The 20,614-nt window shown below is 60.8% G+C and carries 18 protein-coding genes; 5 read left to right on the top strand and 13 right to left on the bottom strand.

Annotated features, from left to right (window positions below; genetic code table 11):
• The 6 genes from fdhE to WB402_RS14860 all read right to left on the bottom strand — a co-directional run.
• Positions 1–353, bottom strand: a 353-nt coding sequence (fdhE, locus tag WB402_RS14885; RefSeq protein WP_424209225.1) for a formate dehydrogenase accessory protein FdhE, incomplete at its 3' end; no start/stop codon positions are given.
• On the bottom strand, positions 350–979 hold the full coding sequence (locus WB402_RS14880) for a formate dehydrogenase subunit gamma (protein WP_424209223.1): 630 nt from the start codon (positions 977–979) through the stop codon (positions 350–352). The genes WB402_RS14880 and fdhE, both read right to left, overlap by 4 nt.
• A 21-nt stretch (positions 980–1,000) precedes the next feature.
• Positions 1,001–1,882: a formate dehydrogenase subunit beta gene (gene fdxH, locus WB402_RS14875; RefSeq protein WP_424209221.1), complete on the bottom strand. Its 882-nt coding sequence runs from the start codon at positions 1,880–1,882 to the stop codon at positions 1,001–1,003.
• Between the two features lie 9 nt (positions 1,883–1,891).
• Positions 1,892–4,960, bottom strand: coding sequence for a formate dehydrogenase-N subunit alpha (gene fdnG / locus WB402_RS14870; RefSeq protein WP_424209219.1), 3,069 nt, complete (start codon positions 4,958–4,960; stop codon positions 1,892–1,894).
• Between the two features lie 290 nt (positions 4,961–5,250).
• Complete coding sequence (locus WB402_RS14865) at positions 5,251–6,894, bottom strand: DEAD/DEAH box helicase (protein WP_424209217.1); 1,644 nt, start codon at positions 6,892–6,894, stop codon at positions 5,251–5,253.
• A 223-nt stretch (positions 6,895–7,117) separates the two neighbouring features.
• A complete protein-coding gene (locus WB402_RS14860) occupies positions 7,118–7,321 on the bottom strand; it encodes a SlyX family protein (RefSeq protein WP_424209215.1) in 204 nt (67 codons plus the stop codon).
• A 177-nt stretch (positions 7,322–7,498) separates the two neighbouring features.
• On the opposite strand from WB402_RS14860, the gene WB402_RS14855 reads away from it, so the two are divergent.
• Positions 7,499–7,879: a hypothetical protein gene (locus WB402_RS14855; RefSeq protein ID WP_424209213.1), complete on the top strand. Its 381-nt coding sequence runs from the start codon at positions 7,499–7,501 to the stop codon at positions 7,877–7,879.
• Positions 7,880–7,888: 9 nt separating this feature from the next.
• On the opposite strand, the gene WB402_RS14850 is transcribed toward WB402_RS14855, so the two are convergent.
• The 6 genes from WB402_RS14850 to WB402_RS14825 all read right to left on the bottom strand — a co-directional run bounded on the left by WB402_RS14850 (position 7,889) and on the right by WB402_RS14825 (position 14,838).
• The gene (locus WB402_RS14850) at positions 7,889–9,802 is read right to left on the bottom strand and encodes an ATP-binding cassette domain-containing protein (protein WP_424209211.1); all 1,914 of its coding nucleotides are present in this window, start codon (positions 9,800–9,802) and stop codon (positions 7,889–7,891) included.
• Positions 9,803–9,817: 15 nt separating this feature from the next.
• A complete protein-coding gene (locus WB402_RS14845; protein ID WP_424209210.1) occupies positions 9,818–12,049 on the bottom strand; it encodes a S8 family serine peptidase in 2,232 nt (743 codons plus the stop codon).
• Between the two features lie 25 nt (positions 12,050–12,074).
• Complete coding sequence (locus WB402_RS14840) at positions 12,075–12,434, bottom strand: hypothetical protein (RefSeq protein WP_424209208.1); 360 nt, start codon at positions 12,432–12,434, stop codon at positions 12,075–12,077.
• 268 nt (positions 12,435–12,702) lie between these two features.
• Entirely contained in the window at positions 12,703–13,329 is a 627-nt protein-coding gene (locus WB402_RS14835) for a hypothetical protein (RefSeq protein WP_424209206.1), read from the bottom strand.
• Positions 13,330–13,352: 23 nt separating this feature from the next.
• The gene (locus WB402_RS14830) at positions 13,353–14,129 is read right to left on the bottom strand and encodes a class I SAM-dependent methyltransferase (RefSeq protein ID WP_424209204.1); all 777 of its coding nucleotides are present in this window, start codon (positions 14,127–14,129) and stop codon (positions 13,353–13,355) included.
• A gap of 397 nt (positions 14,130–14,526) precedes the next feature.
• Entirely contained in the window at positions 14,527–14,838 is a 312-nt protein-coding gene (locus WB402_RS14825; protein ID WP_424209202.1) for a DUF427 domain-containing protein, read from the bottom strand.
• Between the two features lie 127 nt (positions 14,839–14,965).
• Between WB402_RS14825 and egtB the strand changes: the two genes are divergently transcribed.
• Positions 14,966–16,270, top strand: coding sequence for an ergothioneine biosynthesis protein EgtB (gene egtB / locus WB402_RS14820; RefSeq protein ID WP_424209200.1), 1,305 nt, complete (start codon positions 14,966–14,968; stop codon positions 16,268–16,270).
• On the top strand, positions 16,267–17,250 hold the full coding sequence (egtD, locus tag WB402_RS14815; RefSeq protein WP_424209198.1) for an L-histidine N(alpha)-methyltransferase: 984 nt from the start codon (positions 16,267–16,269) through the stop codon (positions 17,248–17,250). The genes egtB and egtD overlap by 4 nt, the downstream gene beginning before the upstream one ends.
• Here egtD and rsmI read toward each other — a convergent pair.
• On the bottom strand, positions 17,247–18,071 hold the full coding sequence (gene rsmI, locus WB402_RS14810; RefSeq protein ID WP_424209196.1) for a 16S rRNA (cytidine(1402)-2'-O)-methyltransferase: 825 nt from the start codon (positions 18,069–18,071) through the stop codon (positions 17,247–17,249). The genes egtD and rsmI overlap by 4 nt on opposite strands.
• Positions 18,072–18,344: 273 nt before the next feature.
• Here rsmI and WB402_RS14805 point away from each other — a divergent pair, with 273 nt between their 5' ends.
• Together WB402_RS14805 and WB402_RS14800 are read left to right on the top strand one after the other, a co-directional pair.
• Positions 18,345–20,276 carry a penicillin-binding protein activator gene (locus WB402_RS14805; RefSeq protein ID WP_424209194.1) on the top strand — a complete coding sequence of 644 codons (1,932 nt, stop codon included), beginning with the start codon at positions 18,345–18,347 and terminating at the stop codon, positions 20,274–20,276.
• Positions 20,236–20,604: a YraN family protein gene (locus WB402_RS14800; protein ID WP_424209192.1), complete on the top strand. Its 369-nt coding sequence runs from the start codon at positions 20,236–20,238 to the stop codon at positions 20,602–20,604. The genes WB402_RS14805 and WB402_RS14800 overlap by 41 nt, the downstream gene beginning before the upstream one ends.
• Positions 20,605–20,614: the final 10 nt, after the last annotated feature.

The following is a 20,614-nucleotide window of genomic DNA, read 5'->3' as shown; positions in this document are numbered from 1 at the left end:
GCCTCCGGCAGTGCGCCGGCTTCGAGCTGCGAGAGAATGCGGCGCAACGCCTCGCGCCACACGGGATCGCGAGTCCAGGCCCGGGTTCCGAGCGGCGGCAACCCGTGTTCGCGGCAGCGTTCGAGCTGTTGCGCGTCCGGCAGCGGGACATCGCGGAACAGCGCAAGCGATTCATGCTGCGCGCGCGCCAGCCCCGCCAGGAACCGGAGATAATCCGCGAGCGCATGACTTTCCGCCAGGCTACTCAGACGTTCGGCGCGCGCCTGAAAGGCGCTGCGTTCCGGCAAGAGCAGGAAAGGTATTTCGCCCGCCGGCGCTTCAATGGTTCCAGGTTGAATGACGGTCGCGGTCATTTCGCGCCCTTGGTCATCTCGCGATACCAGCCGGGATGATGCCGTTTGGCCCAGGCGCGCGTCACGCTGCCACGCGTCATGGCGCTGATCGAACCCTTGACCCAGATCGCGGCGTAGATGTGCACGAGGGTGCTGGCGATGAGCAAGAATGCCGCGAGCGCATGGATGAGCACCGCCACACGCGTGAGGCCGACCGGGAACCACGGCGCGAACCACGGCTGCCACAAGACGATGCCGCTCACGAAAAGCAGCGCGATCATCGTCACCATGATCCAGAACAGGTACTTTTGCCCGCCGTTGTAGCGCCCGACCTCGGGCAGGTTCTGCTCATGCTTGGTCAGCACGTCGCGTATATGGCGCACCCATTCGCGGTCGGCGTCGGTGATGCGGTTGTACGCGCGGAAGCGTTGCGCCAGGAACCAGAACGAGACCACCAGCACTACGCCGATGAATGGATGCAAGATGCGCGTCCACGTCCCGCCGCCGAAGAGATTGGTAAGCCAGAAAAACGCCGGGTGGAACAACGCCAGCCCCGAGAGCGCGAGCAGGATCAGGGTAATCGCCGTCAGCCAGTGGTTGGCACGGTCCTCCGGTTTGTAACGCTCGATCAGATTGTCATCGTTCATGGAGTCTCCTTCGGCGATGCGTCAGCGTCCGCGCCGGTTATCGTTCGTATCTTCTTCCGTTTCGTTCGGGCCCACTGTCACATAGTGGAAGAAACCCGCAAGCGCGACCAGGCCGAGACCGAAGGACAGAATAGGCTTGAGCGCGCCTTTCCACAGCGCCACCATGGGGCTGATTTGCGGATCCTTGGGCAGCCCGTGATAGATCTCCGGCATGTCCGCATGCTGCAGCACGTACATCACGTGAGTTCCGCCGACGCCCGGCGGATCGTACAGGCCGGCATTCTGGAAGCCGCGTGACTTGAGATCCACGATGCGCTCCTCGGCGTGATGAATCATGTCGTCCTTGCTGCCGAACACGATCGCGCCGGTGGGGCAGGTCTTGACGCAGGCCGGCTCCTGTCCCACGGCCACGCGGTCGGAGCAGAGCGTGCACTTGTACGCCTTGCTGTCCTTCTTCGAGAGTCGCGGGATGTTGAACGGACAACCGGTGATGCAGTAACCGCAGCCGATGCAGTTCTCCTCGTGGAAGTCCACGATGCCGTTGCTGTACTGCACGATCGCGCCCGGCGCCGGACAGGCCTTGAGGCAGCCCGGATCGGCGCAATGCATGCAGCCGTCCTTGCGGATCAGCCATTCGAGCTTGCCGGCCTCGACTTCCACTTCGGAGAAACGCATCACTGTCCACGACTTGTCGGTGAGATCGATCGGGTTGTCGTAGATGCCGTGATTGGTGCCGACCTCGTCGCGCAGGTCGTTCCACTCCATGCACGCCACCTGGCAGGCCTTGCAGCCGATGCACTTGGAGATGTCGATGAGCTTCGCGACCTTCTGCGTTTCGCGCACCCCCGGCGACGGCGTGGTGGTGGAGGAGCGGCGTACGATGTCCAGTGATTGCAGTGCCATGTCTCCTCCTTATGCCCGTTCGATGTCAACGAGAAACGCCTTGAACTCCGGCGTGTTCACGTTGGCGTCGCCCACGAACGGCGTGAGCGTGTTGGTGATGTAGCCGTTGCGCGCCAGACCCTGGAAGCCCCAGTGGATCGGGATGCCGACGGTGTACACCTTCTTCCCGCCGACTTGCAGCGTGCGAATGCGCTTGGTCACCACGGCTACGGCCTTGATGAACCCGCGGCTAGACCTCACCTTCACGTGGTCGCCACTCGCGATTTTCTTTTCCTGGGCAAGCTCTTCGCCGATCTCCACGAACTGTTCCGGCTGCATGATGGCATTGATCCTCGAATGCTTGGTCCAGAAGTGGAAATGCTCGGTGAGCCGGTAAGTGGTCGCCACGTACGGGAACTCCTTGGCGTCGCCGAACTGCTCGAGGTCGCCCTTGAACACCCGCGCCGCCGGACTGCTCTTCACCTTCGGATATTTCGGGTGCAGCAGGTTGACATCGAGCGGCGACTCGAACGGTTCGTAGTGCTCGGGGAACGGTCCGTCCGCCATCTTGTCCACGACGAAGAAGCGCGCGACACCCTCCGCATTCATGATGAACGGATTCACGCCGTCCTTGGGATCGGCATCCGGTTTCATGTCCGGAACATCGATGCCTGCCCATGCCTTGCCGGTCCACGCAATCAGCTTGCGCTTCGGATCCCACGGCTTGCCGGACGGATCGCAGGAGGCACGGTTGTAGAGGATGCGGCGATTCACCGGCCAGGCAAAAGCCCAGTTGAGCGTGTTGCCGAGTCCGCTCGGGTCGGAGTTGTCGCGCCGCGCCATGAGGTTGCCCTTCTCCGACCACGCGCCGGAGAAAATCCAGCAGCCGCAGGAGGTCTTGCCGTCATCCGTGAGCTGCCCGAAGCCGTCGAGCTGCTCGCCAGCCTTGCGCACCACCTTCTTCTTGTCCTTCGGGTCCATGAGGTCGTCGAGCGCTTTGCCGCTGAACTCGCGCGCGAGTTCCTCGGGCGAAGGCGCGGAGGGAATCTTGTGACCCCAGGTGAGATTGAGAATCGGGTCCGGGAACGCGCCGCCCTCCTTCTTGTAGAGCTCACGCAGTTTCAGAAAGATACCGGCCATGATCTCGGTATCGGACTTGGCCTCGCCCGGCGGCTCCGCGCCCTTCCAGTGCCACTGCAGCACGCGACTGCTGCTCACCAGCGAGCCGTCCTCCTCGGCGAAGCAGGTCGAGGGCAAGCGGAACACCTCGGTCTGAATCTTGGAGGAATCGACGTTGTTGTACTCGCCGTGGTTCTGCCAGAACACCGCGGTCTCGGTCGCGAGCGGATCGATCGTCACCAGGAACTTGAGCTTGGCGAGCGCGCCGTCCACCTTGGCCTTGCACGGAAACGAGGCGATCGGATTGAAGCCCTGGCAGAAATAGCCGTTCATTTTGCCCTGGTGCATGTCCTCGAACACCTGCAGGACGTCGTGCACCTTGTCGAGCTTCGGCAAATAATCGAAAGCCCAGTTGTTGGCCTTGGTCGCGGCGTCACCGTACCAGGCTTTCATGGTGCTCACGTGGAACTTGGGATAGTTCTGCCAGTAGCTCATCTGCCCGGGACGCAAGGGCTTGAGCGTGCGTTTCTCGATGAATGTCTTGTAGTCGGTCTCCTTCTCACCCGGCAGCGTCATGTAACCGGGCAGCAGATTGGACAACAGCCCGAGGTCGGTGAGGCCCTGGATGTTGGAGTGCCCGCGCAGCGCATTCATGCCGCCGCCGGCCATGCCGATGTTGCCGAGCAGCAACTGCACCATGGCCGCAGTACGGATCATCTGCGAGCCCACGGAGTGTTGCGTCCAGCCGAGCGCGTACATGATGGTCATGGTGCGGTTCGGCGCCGATGTCTCGGCGATCATCTCGCAAATCTTGAGGAATTGCTCCGTGGGCGTGCCGGTGATGTTGCTCACAACCTCGGGCGTGTAGCGCGCGTAGTGCTGCTTCATGAGGTTGAACACGCAGCGCGGGTGCGTGAGCGTCGGGTCGGTTTTGGCGTAACCGTCCGCGCCCAGCTCGTACATCCACGTGGTCTTGTCGTAACTGCGCTTTTCCGCGTTGTAACCCGAGAACAGACCATTCTCGAACGTGTAATCGGCGCGCACGATGATACCGGCGTCGGTGTACGTCTTCACGTACTCGTGCTGGATCTTGTCGTTCTTGAGCAGGTAGTTGATGACACCGGCCAGAAAAGCGATGTCGCTGCCAGCGCGCACCGGGGCGTAATAGTCGGCCACCGCCGCCGAACGCGTGAAGCGTGGATCGACGACGATCAGTTTGGCCTTGTTGTGCGCCTTGGCTTCGGTCACCCACTTGAAGCCGCACGGATGCGCCTCGGCGGCGTTGCCGCCCATAATCAGGATCAGGTTGGCATTCTTGATGTCAACCCAGTGATTGGTCATCGCGCCGCGGCCGAATGTCGGGGCAAGACTTGCCACCGTAGGACCGTGTCAGACGCGTGCCTGATTATCGAATGCCAGTATCCCGAGGCTGCGGACGACCTTGTGCGTGAGATAACCGGTCTCGTTGCTCGAGGCCGAGGCCGCGAGGAAGCCGGTGCTGAGCCAGCGGTTGACCGTCGCGCCGTCGGCGTTCTTCGCGATGAAATTCTTGTCGCGATCGTTCTTCATGAGGCGCGCGATCCTGTCGAAAGCGTCGTCCCAGGAGATACGCACGAACTTGTCCGAGCCGGGTGCGCGGTATTCCGGGTATCTGAGCCGGTTGGGGCTGTGCACGAAATCGAGCAGGCCCGCGCCCTTGGGGCAGAGCGTGCCGCGATTCACCGGATGATCCGGATCACCCTCGATGTGAATGATTTCGGCCGGTGCGTTCTTGGCCTTGTCACCGAGGCTGTACATGAGAATACCGCAACCGACCGAGCAGTACGGACAGGTGTTGCGTGTCTCCGTGGCGCGTGCCAGCTTGTACTGGCGTACCTCGGCGAGAACTTCGTTAGGCGAGAATCCCAGTATCGCGAGGCTCGATGCGCTGAGTCCGGCGGCGCTGAGTTTGAGGAACTGACGTCTGGAAACAGTTACCATGGCATGTCTCCTTTCCTTCGTTATTACATCCTCCCGTTTTTATAACACCATCTTGCAGCAGAAATACCCTATACCCGCGGTCAACAAAAAGCAACGAACACCCGACTCGTCGACGTCGGGGATTTTCGGTTTCATAAGCGATGAAAATTTCGCGTGATGAAAAACAGATGGGTGCCGGAACCTCGGACCGCTGAGCCAACATTCAATATAAGGGAACTCTGATGAACGTAATTTTTTTAGGTTCCTTGAGTTAAAGATACAACTCGGCCGGCTGAAATTTCAGATACCGCTTAGTCATCCCCGCGCTTGCTGCCGCCTTCGAGCAAGGCCGGCACCTCGCGCCTGGCGCGGTGGTGAACCGGCTTCTGGGTTACCACCGGACGAGAATGCGTTGCTGGCTGATGAGACCGATGCGGTGCATCGTGGCGGTCGTGATCGTGGCCGGTGTTTTCCGGAGTACGCCGGTTACCGTCCACCTCGGCGCGCGGAGCATGGCGATTGCCATGATCTTCGGCGGCAGAATGCACATGCGGCTGCGAATGCGCGCGCTGGCCATCGGCGCGGGAATGCGGATTCGGATGCGGACGCTGGGCGCCGGAACGCGCGTGCGAATGTAAATGCGGGCGTTGGGCGCCGTCGCGGGCATGCGGGTTCGACGGCGTGCGCTGACCATCGGCGCGTACATGCGAAGGGGAATGTGGCCTTTGGCTGCGGCCACGATCGCCGCCCTGGCGTGATGCTTGCGGCCTTCCACCGCCGTGCTGGCCGCGCCCATGACTGATCGGCTCGGCCTTGATCGACAGGTTTGGCTCGAAGCCCGGAATCACGACCTTCGGGATGTCGCGCTTGAGCAGGCGTTCGATGTCGCGCAGGAAATCGTGCTCGTCCACGCACACCAGCGAGACCGCCTCGCCCTCTTTACCGGCACGCCCGGTGCGGCCGATGCGGTGCACGTAGTCCTCCGGCACGTTGGGCAGTTCGTAGTTCACCACGTGCGGCAACTGGTCGATGTCGAGCCCGCGCGCGGCGATGTCGGTAGCCACCAGCACCCGCACACCACCCTTTTTGAAATCCGCCAAGGCCTTGGTGCGAGCACTCTGGCTCTTGTTGCCATGAATGGCGGAAGTGCTGATACCGTCATCCTCCAGCTGATCGGCTAAACGATTGGCGCCGTGCTTGGTGCGGGTGAACACCAGCACCTGCTTCCAGCCTTGCGAATGGATCAGGTGCGCCAGCAGTTCACGTTTGCGCACGCGATCCACCGGATGGCTTACCTGCGACACGAGTTCGGCGGCAATTTTGTGTCGCTCCACTTCGATGAGCACGGGCGCATTCAGCAGGCCGTCGGCGAGTTGCTTGATTTCGTCGGAGAAGGTGGCCGAGAACAGCAGGTTCTGGCGTTTCTTGGGCAGCAGCGCGAGAATCTTGCGAATGTCGCGAATGAAGCCCATGTCGAGCATGCGATCGGCTTCGTCCAGCACCAAGATTTCGACGTGAGACAGGTCCACCGTCCTCTGGCTGACGTGGTCGAGCAGACGGCCCGGCGTGGCGACCAGGATGTCAACGCCACGGCGCAGTGTGTCGATCTGTGGATGAATGCCGACACCGCCGAAGACCACGGTGGACTTCAGCGGCACGTATTTTCCGTAGGTGCGCACGCTCTCCTCCACCTGCGCGGCGAGTTCGCGCGTCGGGGTCAAAATCAGACAGCGGATCGCGCGATGCGCGCCATGGGGTTTCGCGTTCAGGCGTTGCAGCAACGGCAGCGTGAAACCGGCGGTCTTGCCAGTGCCGGTCTGCGCGCCGGCGAGAATATCCTGTCCCTCGAGAATGACGGGGATGGCCCGCAACTGAATGGGGGTGGCCTGGGTATAGCCTTTTTCGGACACAGCACGGAGTAATTCGGCCGACAGGCCGAGACTTGAAAATGACATAGCGAATGGTTGCTCCTGGATGGCCTACCCAAATAACTTGGGCCGGTCTAGGCGCTACCTGATAAGTTGAAGTTGTTCGAGGTGAACCGAGATGGATGACCGCGAAGGGATCGGTGCAGACCGGGGTGCGCCGATGGGGGTATTGTAGCAGGGATTGCCTGGAAAGTAGAAGAAACTGTTAGAGATATTATTTAGTGCGCTCGCTGTGAGCATATTCGAAGCGCTAGTAATGCGGCGGCGGTTTTTCGTCCTCCTGCGGAATGACCATCGAAGGGGCGAGGCCGGCCAGCAGGGATTTCACAGTTTCCAGTTCCCTCACCAGACGATCGATCTCGCGCTGCTGGCGCGTGACCACCTCGTTCAGGTCCTGGATGGTCTGGTCCTGAAACGCGACACGCACTTCGAGTTCGGTCAATCGTTCGTTCATTCACGGCTCCTTGTCCACCTCGATCAGCCCCGCGGGTGCGCCTGGGGAAAACCGGAGAATGACGAACGATACGGCATAACTATCGGCTCGGGAATGCCGGATGTCGGCATACACCGGGCGCTGCTTGCTGATCCGGGTCGTTCAGCTAGGCTGAAGAGGCAAGCACTGGGAGGTTCCATGCGTCTGACACTATATATAGGTATCGCGATACTCGCCGTCGGGCTGAATGCCTACGCCGCCGAACCTCCGGCGGCAGCCGAACCAATCCCCGAAACCAGACCAGAGCCGCCGCGCTTCCACCCATCCACGGTGAGATGCAGCGCCACGGTCAATGCCTGGATCGAAGCGGACGACAACAGCCTGCCGCAGAGAATGAACGCGAAAGCCGAATCAAGAAAGCGGGTGCAGCTTAAACTGGTAGGCTCGGCGCCCTCGCGTGGCGAGTCCGTGGTGTGCAGCTATGCCTCGCGCAGCCGCGACGTGACGACTTCCTATTACATGCGCTGCGTCTACCCGCGCCAGGAGCGGGGTCTACGGCATAGCTATTCGTGCCGGTGATAACGTCGACTATCCGTCCGCCGCCGTCAGCGGCGACTCGAGTACTTCCCAGCGGGCGTAACAGGTTTCAAGCTCCTTCGTGATCTTCTCCAGGCGCGCCAGGGCGGCCGTGATTTCTGTGGCGGTCTGCTGGTAAAACGCGGGAGCGCCGACGGCGGATTGTAACCGCGCCTGTTCCGCTTCGAGCGACTCGATCTTTGCCGGCAGGGTTTCGAGTTCACGCTGTTCCTTGTAAGAAAGCTTGCGGGGTTTGGTGCCGCGCATTTCCACGGCGGACGCGGGTGGTGGTGTTTTGGCGCGCGGCGCTTCGGTCGCGGGCGCGGCCGGGTTGCGTCGTTGCCGCAGCCAATCGGTATAACCGCCGACGTATTCGCCGATCCGCCCATCACCTTCGAACACCAGGGTGCTCGTGACCGCGTTATCCAGAAACGCGCGGTCGTGGCTCACCAGCAGCAAGGTGCCCTGGTATTCGAGCAGCAACTCCTCCAGCAGTTCGAGCGTTTCCACGTCCAGATCGTTGGTCGGTTCGTCCATCACCAGCAGATTGGCCGGCTGGGCGAATAGCCGCGCCAGCATCAGCCGGTTGCGTTCGCCGCCGGAGAGCGTGCTCACCGGGGACCGCAGTCGTTCCGGGGGAAACAGGAAATTCCGCAGGTAGCCGGCGACATGCTGGCTGCGGCCGTTGATGGTCACGGTCTGGCTGCCAGCGCCGACGCTGTCCATGACCGTCGCGCCGGGGTCGAGCTGCGCGCGCTGCTGATCGAAGTACGCGACCTGGAGATTGGTGCCGCGGCGCAACTGCCCGCGCGTCGGCGGCAGCTCGCCCAGCAGCAGCTTGATCAGCGTGGATTTGCCGGCGCCATTGGGGCCGACGATGCCGATGCGGTCGCCGCGCATGACGCGCGCCGAGAAATCTTTTATCACAACGATGTCGCCGAAACTGAAATCGACGTGCTTGGCTTCGAACACCAGCTGGCCGGACTGCTTGCCCTCCTCCAGTTTTAGCTCCGCCTTGCCGGCGCGGTTGAGGCGCTGGCGGCGCAGTTCGCGCAGGGCTTCGAGCGCGCGCACCCGTCCTTCATTGCGCGTGCGGCGCGCCTTGACGCCCTGGCGTATCCACGCCTCTTCCTGCGAGAGCTTCTTGTCGAACAGCGCGTTGTGCCGTGTCTCCACCGCCAGCTGATCCTCTTTGCGGCGCACGTAATCATCGTAGCTCCCGGGCCAGGAGGTGAGTGCGCCGCGATCGAGTTCGATGATGCGTGTGGCAAGACGCTTGAGGAACGCGCGGTCGTGACTGACAAACAGCAGCGCACCCGGATAGTCGGCGAGGAAATCTTCCAGCCAGGTGATGGCCTCGATGTCCAGATGATTGGTAGGTTCGTCGAGCAGCAGCAAGTCCGGTTCGCACACCAGGGCGCGTGCCAGCATCGCGCGCCGCCGCCAACCGCCGGAGAGCGCGTGCATGCTGATGTCCCCATCCAGATTCAGACGTGACAGCACCATCTCCACGCGCTGCTCCAAGCGCCAGCCATCGCCGGCTTCGAGTTCGTGCTGCAGCTGCGCCAGTCGCTGCGTCAGGGCCGGCGTGGGCGCGCGCGCAAGCTCCGTGGCGGTATGGTGGTATTGCGATATCAGCTTGCCCAGTCCGGCCAGTCCGCCAGCCACGATATCGAACACCGACTCGTCGCTATCGGGGCTGACTTCCTGCGCCAGGTGCGCGATACGCGTGCCGGGGCGAATCCAGATCTGGCCGTCATCGGGCAGGACCTCGCCGCTCAACAGGCGAATCAACGACGACTTGCCCTCGCCGTTGCGACCCACCAGGCACACCCGCTCGCCGCGGCGTATTTCAAGCTTTGCCTGCTCGAGCAGCGGACGATGGCCATAAGCCAGGGAAACCTTATCGAGGCGCAGCAGGGGCATGGATGTATTTCACGGTTAAACGCGGACAGACGATTTTCTTGCGCGGCGCATGCTAAAAACGGTGACTCCGCCCAGCAACATCGATCCCGCCGAGACCAGCGGATACTTGATCGTATAGACCACGGGCCAAAGACTCAGGCGGGTAAGAGCTCTCATTGTCTCATGTCCCCGGATGAAATCCGCGATCGGCGGCGAGTGACGGTTATAAAAACTCACGAAGATCCTGCCGGGTGCATTCATCAGCAAGTGTTTGTCGCGGAAATTTCTCAAGACCATTACTTCATCCGCCATCGCGCTGCCGTAGGCGGCCGTGGCGATGAAGCATCCGCCGCCACCGCCTCCTCCGCTCGGGGATGGAGTTGAAGACGGCGGAGGTGGAGGCGTGCCCAGGAGAACGGCATAGGCCGCATTGACATCCAATTTGCCATAGCCCCACGTATTATTAGGTACCGTGCCAGTGAATGCGTCCGTGGCAGCGCTTCCGATAATAAAACTTTTGATCTGATCCGAGCTGAAGGTGGGACCGGCTTCGAACAGCAAGGCCACAGCACCCGTAACATGTGGGGCAGCCATGCTGGTGCCTGCCTTGATGACATGGACGCCATCCAAATCAAGCTCGCTACCCGACGCCGCGGGTGTGGTATTCGCAGAATAAGCCGACATGATTCCCAGCCCCGGGGCGGCGATCTCCGGCTTTTGCGGCAGAGCGGGACAGAGCGTGCACTGCCGCCGTGGGCCCCGACTGCTGAACGTACTGATATTTCCCTGCGTCTCGCCTGTGTAGTTGAACAAACCCGATTGACTGGTGTAAGTGACTTTCGTGTTGTACGCAGCGACCGAAATCGGTTTGGTGGCAGTGGCGCAATCGATCAATGTGATAGAAGAATCTGTGTGATTGGTAAACGTGGCATTTTCATTGTCATCGATCCAGCCATCGAACCTTCCGCCACTAACGATGCTGTTGCCATGCAGCGTGAGTGTCCAGGAATTGTTGGTAGTGAGCGTATTAGCACCGCTTTCCAGAGAAACAAAAATATTCCGGTCGCCATTCGTGCTGTTCACACCGGTGGAAATAATTTTAATCAAACCGCAGGCGGTGTCTGATGATGACAGTGGATCGCCCGGGTTCACCATCCCGGTGCTGCAATTCCCGTTGCTTACCGTAATGCCCATCTGGTTGGCCCCGGCATACCAGATATCGATCTGCTCGAACATGTCGCCCGAGGGAATGTTGAATTTCACCGCGGTGGTGCCACCCGGCGACACAGTTCCGCTGGCATGTATGTTGGCATTGGCCTCGTTGCCCGCGGCGCAGACGATGGCCTTTCCGGTGCCGGAGGCGCTGTCGAGCGCGCGCTCATAACTGGACGTGCCGTCGTGTGGATCCATATGTTGCCCGAGACTGAGATTAACAACCGACGGCTTGCCGAGCGCAGCTGCCTTTTGTTGCACGTAACTGATCCCATCCAGAATGCCTGTTGTCGTCGGGGAGATTTTGACTACGATCAGATCGGCTTCCGGCGCCATGCCCACATAACGGTAAGCCGGCTGACCATTGCCGGTTGCCGAACCGTTGCCGGCGGCAATTCCCGCCAAGTGGGTACCATGACCGTCGGTGTCGTTCTCCGTGCAAGTGCCGGCGTCGATGGAAGCCTTGATGCATTCCTTGCCGTAGCCAAAACCGGCAGGTGGCGTTCCGCCGGCCGTCTGGTCCCATACGGAAAGAATACGTGTCTTGCCCAAGGCATCCTTGAAATCGGCGTGATTGAGATCGATGCCGATATCGACGATGCCGATGACCACGCCCTTCCCGGTGGAGCCGGTCCAGTTCGGAGCCGTGCCACTGCGCAGCAGGCTGGCACCGGTGGCCGGGACACTGACGTCGAGGCGTTGCTTGGCACGTTTGGCGGCCTCGACGTAGACGATATTCGGCAGTTGTGCGAGCGCATCGAGACTGCCGAGGGGAACATTCACGGTCGCGACATCGCCGATTACGGACTGGACTTGTCCTCCCAGGGATTCCACGCCGGAGAGGTCCCCCTGAAATCGGACGATCGTTCTCACCAGGGGTTCGGCGCCGGCGGCTTGCGATTTCAATATGCCTTGGGTTTGCGTTACGGTCTGGACCGGCATCCCTTGCATCATCATGGTCAACATGGGGTCGAGCTTGGTACCGGCGGAAACGCCGCCGGCCAATAGCGACAGGACTGCCGCCAGAACAACGCCGAGCTGCTTAGGGTAAGTCATCGAATCCGTCACCAGTCAATGTCGGTTAGCGCAAACGTTGCTGCTTTGATATTTCGATGTGTACGACAAACTCCAGGTCCGCGATCCGGGCCACGGCGCGCGCCGGAACCCTCGCCGTCACGACGTCGCCCATGACAGAACCAATCCTCGCTCCTCTCCCTTCGAGCGCCGCCCGCTGTGTCGCGTCAATCGCGCCTTGGGTCCGGATGAGAACATCCATGGGCTGTTCGGGTTGCACGGATTGCTGAATGGTCATGAGCAACGCCGGATCAATCTTTTTCTGATTCATGGTCAAGGACGTTTCCAAGACTTTATTACTCTTTGTTTCACCGTTGCATCCGGCCAGTCCCACAAACCCCGCCAGTCCCATGACGATGGGCAACATCCGGTAAATTCGCTTCGCTTCCATTGCTTTCCTTGAATACCAGAGTGCGTTACTTGTTCGGCGCACGAAATGCGAACATGTTTAACAACGAAATCTCCAACCCTTGCCTGCGATCCGACACGTGCCAGTAATTTGCGGACAGTCACGCCGGTGAGTGTCCCCGAATGCCTCATTCGAGGATATTGGATATTAGTATGATGGGGGTTAAAAGACGACTCGCTGACATGATTCCCGGACTACCGGTAGATGCCAGCCGAAATTATTGGTGCTAGGACGAAAGCACGCGTCGGTACACCTTGCGCGTGAGTTCAGCGGCCAGACCCTTGGCCACGCTGACCATGACGGTATGAACGGTTTCGGACAGCGAGTCCCGGGCAAAATTGAATATCTGGGGAATGTGCACCGAGCGGCTCAGCATTTTGGTTTCGGCGCTGTAAAGCTCCAGTATCTCGCGCAACAATGATTCGAACTCCGCGCGGGAATACAGGTGCGCAACCGCCGCGCGGAACCGCGGCGTCGTTTCCCATTGCGCGAGCAAACGTCCGGCCAGTTCGAGCAGCCGCTCGATCCGGCGCCGGCGGAACTCTTCGATATCGCGGTATTCGATGTGGATGTTGACGGGAAAAACGGCGGCCTGTTGCAGAAACTTCTGATCGATCTCGCGCGCTTGTTGCAATAGCCGCTGGATATCCGCTTCCTGAGGCGCGCTGCCCGCGCGCATGATCACGAGGCGATCCTTCTCGATTTCCTTCCTGACATTGATATCGAGAAACGCCCGGAACGCCGGCAGCAGCAGCTTGAACAGCGTGTAGTCCCCGAGCCGCGCGGCGGTACGCGTGCTGAACTCCTGCATCATCGCGCCACTCATGGCGCACAGGACGCGGACCTTATCCACGGCCGTCGCCCCGACTGGCGAAACTAGGGCTTCATCGCCTTGTGAAACCCGATCATCCCGCCCATCAGGGTTTTGCTCGAAACGTTCTCATAGCCCAGATGCCGCAGCAACTGCGACATTTCCTCGGCCGAGTAGAACAGGCTCAGCGCGTCAATAAAGTATTTCTTGCAGTTGCGCGCCGTCGCGCCGCTCTGAAACAACACCGCCGTCACCGACAGACTGACCCGCAGATAGGCATAGTACGCGCGCTCCACCAGCTTGCTGCCTGGGCGCAGCATGTCGCAATGATAAAAATATCCGCCCGGCTTCAGCACGCGCCGGATCTCGGCATACACGTCTATGACGCGCAGATGCCGCGACGCCCATTGCAGCGTCACCACGTCGAAATGATTGTCGGGGAACGGCAGCTTGTGCACATCGCCGATGACGCTTTCGATGTGAAAGCCTTCCTTTTCCGCCAGTTGGCGGCCGACTTCCTGCATCGCCGCGCTGCGGTCCATGGCGCAGACCTTGAGATCGGGCTGCTTGCGCAGCATGGCGATACCGACCGCGTTGGTGCCGGCGCAGACATCCAGCGCTTTCTGACCGCTTTGCAAATCGATGGTCGCGAGAAAACTATTGCGGAATTTATTCCACAACCCCAAACTCGCGACGTAGTTCGCGCGGTCGTAATACTTGGCCACGTCGGCGAACACATCGTTTAATTCCTGGGTCCATACCCGCTTGAACAGTTTCTCCCGGACGTCTTCCCGGTCGGAAAAATGCAGTGCCCCGTCCAGGGCGCGTTCACCGTTTGCCATAATTACCTCGCGTTTTCACTGTCAGTTATTTTCAGGAACAACCCATAGCTTCATTTTTGCGGAATATACACCCGAGCGGCCTTGCGCCAGATCAAACTTTCACCATCCGGGACATAAAATTTCAGGAAATAAACCATTGACGGGTCGATTTCGGTCTTTCCGCTGCATGACCTCACCGGATTTTTTCAATCCGGGCACGTGAAATGGCTCACAACAATGCAGAAAACAGAATCAGGCCTCTCCCGGTCCCGGTGATCCATGGTCGACATCCTACGGCCAATGTCACCGCTGCCGCAAGTCAGGCTCCTAATCCGGCCGGTGGCGGGCCCACGCTTCAGAAACGAGGGTGTTATCGATTATTCTCCGATTGAGTCCTGACGCAGATTCGTGGCGGGATTTAAGGCAAAACTTTTACGCCGTGCCAGAAAGCGATGTAATGCTGGATATGGCGCGCCTCCGCGGAGGTGTGCGGGTAACACCACGCGGCTTTGCAGTTCACCTTGCCGTCGACCACGACGTCGTAATAACTCGCGACGCCTTTCCAGGGACAGGTCGTGTGTTTCGTGCTCAGGCGCAGGTGTTCGCGTTTCACCGCCTCGGGCGGGAAATAATAATGGCCCTCGACGATACGGCACGCGTCGCTTTCGGCCAATATCGCGCCATTCCAGATTGCCTTCGCCGATACTGGAACCCTATTCGCTTGGCTCATTGGTCCTGTCATCATAAATATTACCCTTCCAAACGATGTGGATGTCGTCCGTATGACCGGCATTCAGCGTTTGAATTCCCGCGCCAGTATGTTTCAATTCCGGTTCGGCCAGCTAGGGAGCAACGGAATGATGCTCGTCCGCGGTAGGTCACAGGCCCGGGATTCAGCACGCGGGATTCCTGAATCACGGGACAGTCTGGCGGCACGCTACACCGGCGTGCGACGCGTGAGCGAGGCGCTCAGCCGGCCGCTCGCGCCGGACGATTACGGCCTGCAGGCCATGCCCGACGTGAGCCCGGCCAAGTGGCACCTCGCGCACACGAGCTGGTTCTTCGAGACTTTCCTGCTCAAAGCCTTTGTCCCCGGTTACCGCCCGTTTCATCCGCAGTTCGAGCATCTGTTCAACTCTTATTATGATCAGGTCGGCGTCCCGTTCCCGCGCCCGAGCCGCGGACAGCTGTCGCGTCCGACGGTGGAGGAAGTCTTCCGCTATCGCGCGCAGGTGGACGAGGCAATGACCACATTGCTCGCCAGCGTGGAAGAACAGCACTGGCCCGAGGTCGCGGCGCGCGCGGCGCTCGGCTGCCATCATGAGGAACAGCATCAGGAACTGTTCCTGACGGATATCAAATACAATTTTGCCATCAATCCGTTGAAGCCGGCCTATCGCGACGACCTGCCCGTCGCCCCGACCGGCGCCGGCCCGGCGCTGAGATGGTTCGAACAGACCGGCGGCACGATGGAAATCGGGCACGACGGCGCGGGCTTTGCCTTCGACAACGAAGGTCCGCGTCATCGCAGCTTGCTCGCGCCGTATGCGCTCGCCACGCGCCTGGTCACCAATGGCGAGTATCTCGAGTTCATCAAGGCCGGCGGTTATGCGCGACCCGAATACTGGCTGGCGGACGGATTTCGCACGGCGCGCGGGCATCAGTGGCAAGCGCCGCTGTACTGGGAAAAATCGCACGGGTGCTGGCAACTGTTCACACTCGCGGGCACACGGCCGATGAATGAGCACGAACCGGTGTGCCACGTGAGCTTCTACGAGGCCGATGCTTACGCGCGCTGGTCCGGCAAACGTCTGCCGACCGAGGCGGAATGGGAAGCCGTCGCACAGCAACAGCGCGTGCACGGTAATTTGCGCGAGTCGGGCTACTTGCATCCCGTCCCGGCTTCGCCCGGCGTGGAACCGAGGCAATTCTTCGGCGATGTTTGGGAGTGGACCGCGAGCCCGTACGCACCCTATCCCGGTTACCGGCCGGCACCGGGCGCGCTCGGGGAATACAACGGAAAGTTCATGGTGAACCAGCTGGTGCTGCGCGGCGGCTCCTGCGTAACACCCACGGATCACATCCGCGCCAGCTACCGCAACTTTTTCTACCCCGCTGACCGCTGGCAATTCTCCGGCATCCGCCTGGCGGACGATCGATGAGACTGCGTCCCGTACGTTTCCATGACGATCGCCCGTCGCCCGTGACCATGCAGGAGGAGGTGCTGCTGGGACTCGCGTCGCGGCCCAAGCGGATCGCGCCGAAATTCTTCTACGACGAGCGCGGCTCGCGGCTGTTCGACGCCATCTGCGAACTGCCGGAGTATTACCTCACGCGCACCGAGATGGGGATACTGGAATCCTGCGCCCGGGAAATGGCGTGGCTGGCCGGCGCGGACTGCACGCTGATCGAGCTGGGCAGCGGCGCGAGCAAAAAGATTCGCCTGCTCCTCGAGACCCTGCGGCCGCGTCACTATCTTGGCATCGACATCTCACTGGAATTTCTGCGGGAATCGGTGCAGCGTCTGGCGCATGACTACCCGTGGCTCGAAGTGCACGCGGCCTGCGCCGATTTCGCGCAGGATTTCGATTTGCCCGATCCGGCCGGCAGCGGGCGCCGGCTCGTGTTCTTTCCGGGCTCGACCATCGGCAATTTCGATCCACCCGAGGCGCTGGCGTTTCTGCAACGCGTCCGGCGTCTGGTGCAGCCCGATGGCGCGCTGGTGATCGGCGTCGATCTGAAGAAAAACCCGGCGGTGTTGCACGCCGCCTACAACGACGCTCAGGGCATCACGGCGGCGTTCAATCTCAATCTGCTGGAGCGCCTGCGTACCGAACTCGGCGCCGAACTCGAACCGGGGAATTTCCGGCACCACGCATTTTACAACGCGCCGCGCGGACGCATCGAAATGCACCTGGTCAGCCGTCGCGCCCAGGAAATCCGCGTCCTCGGGAGGCGTTTCCGCTTCGACGCCGGCGAGAGCATCCACACCGAGAGCTCATACAAATACTCGGTAGCGGAGTTCCACGCGCTGGCACGCCGCGCCGGCCTGCAACCGCGCCAGGTCTGGCTGGACGCGGCACATCTCTTCAGCGTTCACTATCTCAACGTTATCAGCCGGTCGCGCCCGCGCGCGGCCTAGCTGTCACGCTTGAGGTTCAGTGCGTACTCATACAGCCGGTTTTTCTTGAGACCGGTGATTTTCGCCGCGAGCGCCGCGGCCTGGCTGACGGGAAGTTCCTCGAGCAGAATCCTGAGAACGCGTTCGGCCTCTTCGTCCACGGCTTCCCGTTCCTCGCGCGGCACACCATGAATGAGGATTACAAACTCGCCGAGCTGCTGGTGCGGATCGCGCTCGACCCATTCGGACAGTTCCGTCAGCGTGCCGCTACGCACGGTTTCGAACTGCTTGGTCAGTTCGCGCGCCAGCACCGCCTCGCGTCCGGGCCCGAAAATCTCGGTCATCTCTTTGAGGCTTTCGAGGATGCGGTGCGGGCTTTCGTAGAAAATCAGCGTGCGGGTTTCCTCGCGCAGCTTCTCGAACACCGTGCGGCGGGCGGCGGATTTGGCCGGAGGGAACCCCTCGAAAACAAAACGGTCGGAAGGAAGGCCGGCGATTGACAGCGCCGCAATAGCCGCGCAGGCGCCGGGCACGGGTATGACGGTGAGCCCCGCCTGGCGGGCGGATCGCACCAGATGAAAGCCCGGGTCGCTCACCAGCGGGGTACCCGCGTCGGTGATAAATGCGATAGACTTACCGGCCTGCAAAATTTCGATAAGCCTGGGAACCTGGCTGCGCTCGTTATGCTCATGGAGGGCTTCTGTCTTGGCTTCAATACCGAAATGCTTGAGCAGCTTGCCGCTGTGGCGCGTGTCCTCGGCGGCGATCAGGTCGACTTCCGACAGGATGCGTATCGCCCGCGGCGTCATGTCCTCGAGGTTGCCGATCGGCGTGGCCACCATATAAAGCCTGCCTGCGTTTATTGAGGCGGTATGACTCATTTTGAAAAAATGTTAGGGTCCATATTCTGGCTTGGCCACGGGTTGAGACCGTCGTACCACCTCAATAAACGAAAAATCTTAAATTATTTTTGTTATTGACCCGGCACGTTCGCAATATCACATATGTCGCGGAACACTCATTACCTATTGCCTTCGTTCAAAAACGACGATGCCGGGTCAATAACGCTTAATTCCCCGATTCGATACTTTCGCGCATTCTAAACAGGAAACCGCATGAAACCCATCCGCTGGCTGGCTATTCCTATAATATGTGCCGCGCTCCTTGCCGGCTGCGAGACGGCGCGCGTCGCGCCGGCGCCACCGACGGCAAGCGTGGACTTGGCAGAAAAGGCCGAGGGCAACGGTGATTTCCTGATTGCCGCGCGCGAGTACACACGCTTGGCGGAAATCGCCCTGCCCGCGCAGAAACAGGACCTCCAGCTTCGGGCGGTGGCCAATTTCATCAAGGCCGGGCAACTGCGCGAGGCGCGCAGTCAGATCGAGCTGATCAACGTCGAGGCGCTCGACAGCTCGTTTACGGCGCGCAAACGCATCCTGCAGGCGCGCATCTATCTCGCCGAGGGCGGGTTCGAGAAGGGCATCCGGCAGCTGGACGAAGCCAGCCGCCTGCGTAATCTGAGCCCCGCGCTGCTCTCCGAAATCAACAGCGTGCGCGCACAAGCCGAACTGGCGCTCGATAATCCCATCGGTGCGGTACGCAACCTCATCGGCCGCGAGCAATACCTCGCCGGAAAAGAGGCCGTCGCCGAAAACCAGAAACAGTTGTGGAAAATTCTCGTGTCTATGCCGCGCGAACGGCTCAAGACCGAATTCAATATCGCCCGTGACCCGGTGTTGTCCGGCTGGATCGAGCTCGCCCTGATTACCGCAGAAAACGCCGGACAGGTCTTACCGCTCCAGGCCGCGCTCGATCAATGGAAAATAGCCCACCCCACCCATCCCGCGAATGAAACCATATTCGGCACGCTCATGAGTCCGACCCCGGGAATATCCGGGCGCATCGAGCGCATCGCCCTGCTGTTGCCGCTCTCCTCTGCGTATTCGACCGCGGCACAGGCCGTGCGCGACGGGTTCATGGGGATGGACGCCGCCAACACCAATCCGGACAAGCCCAAAATCACGATTTACGATACCGGCTCGGACCCCGCTAAGACACCCGATGTTTACGCCCAGGCCATCAACGAGGGGGCGCAATTCGTGGTCGGACCCCTGGGGCGCGAAGCCGCGGAAGCGGTCCTGAAACAGGCGAGCATCAAGGTGCCCACTCTGATGCTCAACAGCACCGACACCGATCCGGGTACGGCCAGCAAGTACCTGTTCGAATTCGGCCTGCCGCCGGAGCAGGAGGCACAGCAAGTAGCCGAACGCGCCTACCTCGATGGCCACCGGCAGGCCGCCGTGCTCTACCCGAAAACACCGTGGGGCGAACGCATGATGACGGCCTGGGCAAATTACTGGCAGCGCCTCGGCGGCACCGTGGTCGCCAGTCAATCTTACAATGAGCTGGATGTCGACTACTCCGACCCCATCAAGCAATTGCTCAACATCACCCAGAGCGAGGCGCGCAAGGGCCTGATCGAAAAAATTGCCGGTCAGAAACTGCAATTCGACTCGCGCGCGCGGCAGGACATCGACTACATCTTCATCGCTGCCGACGCCAAGCACGGGCGGCTCATCAAGCCGCAGCTCAATTTTTATCACGCCGCGCGCGTGCCGGTGTACTCGACCTCGCATATCTTCACCGGCGCCGGCGATGCCGTGCAGGACGTGGATCTCGACGGCATTGTCTTCGGCGACATGCCGTGGATGCTGGTTGGCGACGGCCGGATCCAGGAGCTGCGCCAGAAGGTGCAGCAAAACTGGCCGTTCGTTCATAGCGACCTCGACCGTCTGTACGCGCTCGGCATGGACAGCTACGCAATCCTCCCGCACCTGGGCCGCATCAGCATGGAACCGGGCGCCCGCTTCAACGGCGTCACCAGCGGGCTATCGCTCGACCGCAGCGGCCGCCTGCAGCGGCAACTGCTGTGGGCCCGGTTCAATCGCGGCGTGCCGAAACTCGTGGACACCTTCCTCAAGCACAAGGGGCAATTCGAGATCGAAAATGACACGGGGCTCCCCGCTAAACCTCAGCCGCGGTCGTAAAGCGGAAGACATCGCCTGCACCCGCCTGCAGCAAGCGGGACTCGCGCTCACGACCCGCAATTACCGCAGCCCCTTCGGGGAGATCGATCTCATCATGCAGGAGCACGACACCCTGGTATTCGTCGAGGTACGTTACCGTTCATCGGATGATTTCGGCACGCCGGCCGAAACCGTGGACGCCCGTAAACAGGCACGGCTGCGCGCCACTGCGGAACATTACCTGCAGAATACGCCACGGGCCTCCAAGAAAGCCTGCCGTTTTGATATCGTAGCGTTGACCGGAGACGGCGAAGGCGGCGACTTTCGCTGGTTACAGAACGTTTTCTAATCAAGGACGC

Origin of the sequence: Sulfuricaulis sp. (assembly GCF_049587675.1) — a bacterium.
GTDB lineage: Bacteria > Pseudomonadota > Gammaproteobacteria > Acidiferrobacterales > Sulfurifustaceae > Sulfuricaulis.
Note: the sequence above shows the minus strand (reverse complement) of the source record. Positions and strands in the feature narration are given on the sequence as shown.

Excerpts from the sequence above, each read along its gene's own strand:
- WB402_RS14880 (WP_424209223.1), bottom strand. The coding sequence starts at position 979 with ATGAACGATGACAATCTGATCGAGCGTTACAAACCGGAGGACCGTGCC.
- fdxH (WP_424209221.1), bottom strand. The coding sequence starts at position 1,882 with ATGGCACTGCAATCACTGGACATCGTACGCCGCTCCTCCACCACCACG.
- WB402_RS14865 (WP_424209217.1), bottom strand. The coding sequence starts at position 6,894 with ATGTCATTTTCAAGTCTCGGCCTGTCGGCCGAATTACTCCGTGCTGTG.
- WB402_RS14860 (WP_424209215.1), bottom strand. The coding sequence starts at position 7,321 with ATGAACGAACGATTGACCGAACTCGAAGTGCGTGTCGCGTTTCAGGAC.
- WB402_RS14855 (WP_424209213.1), top strand. The coding sequence starts at position 7,499 with ATGCGTCTGACACTATATATAGGTATCGCGATACTCGCCGTCGGGCTG.
- WB402_RS14850 (WP_424209211.1), bottom strand. The coding sequence starts at position 9,802 with ATGCCCCTGCTGCGCCTCGATAAGGTTTCCCTGGCTTATGGCCATCGT.
- WB402_RS14845 (WP_424209210.1), bottom strand. The coding sequence starts at position 12,049 with ATGACTTACCCTAAGCAGCTCGGCGTTGTTCTGGCGGCAGTCCTGTCG.
- WB402_RS14840 (WP_424209208.1), bottom strand. The coding sequence starts at position 12,434 with ATGTTGCCCATCGTCATGGGACTGGCGGGGTTTGTGGGACTGGCCGGA.
- WB402_RS14830 (WP_424209204.1), bottom strand. The coding sequence starts at position 14,129 with ATGGCAAACGGTGAACGCGCCCTGGACGGGGCACTGCATTTTTCCGAC.
- WB402_RS14825 (WP_424209202.1), bottom strand. The coding sequence starts at position 14,838 with ATGAGCCAAGCGAATAGGGTTCCAGTATCGGCGAAGGCAATCTGGAAT.
- egtB (WP_424209200.1), top strand. The coding sequence starts at position 14,966 with ATGATGCTCGTCCGCGGTAGGTCACAGGCCCGGGATTCAGCACGCGGG.
- egtD (WP_424209198.1), top strand. The coding sequence starts at position 16,267 with ATGAGACTGCGTCCCGTACGTTTCCATGACGATCGCCCGTCGCCCGTG.
- rsmI (WP_424209196.1), bottom strand. The coding sequence starts at position 18,071 with ATGGTGGCCACGCCGATCGGCAACCTCGAGGACATGACGCCGCGGGCG.
- WB402_RS14805 (WP_424209194.1), top strand. The coding sequence starts at position 18,345 with ATGAAACCCATCCGCTGGCTGGCTATTCCTATAATATGTGCCGCGCTC.
- WB402_RS14800 (WP_424209192.1), top strand. The coding sequence starts at position 20,236 with ATGACACGGGGCTCCCCGCTAAACCTCAGCCGCGGTCGTAAAGCGGAA.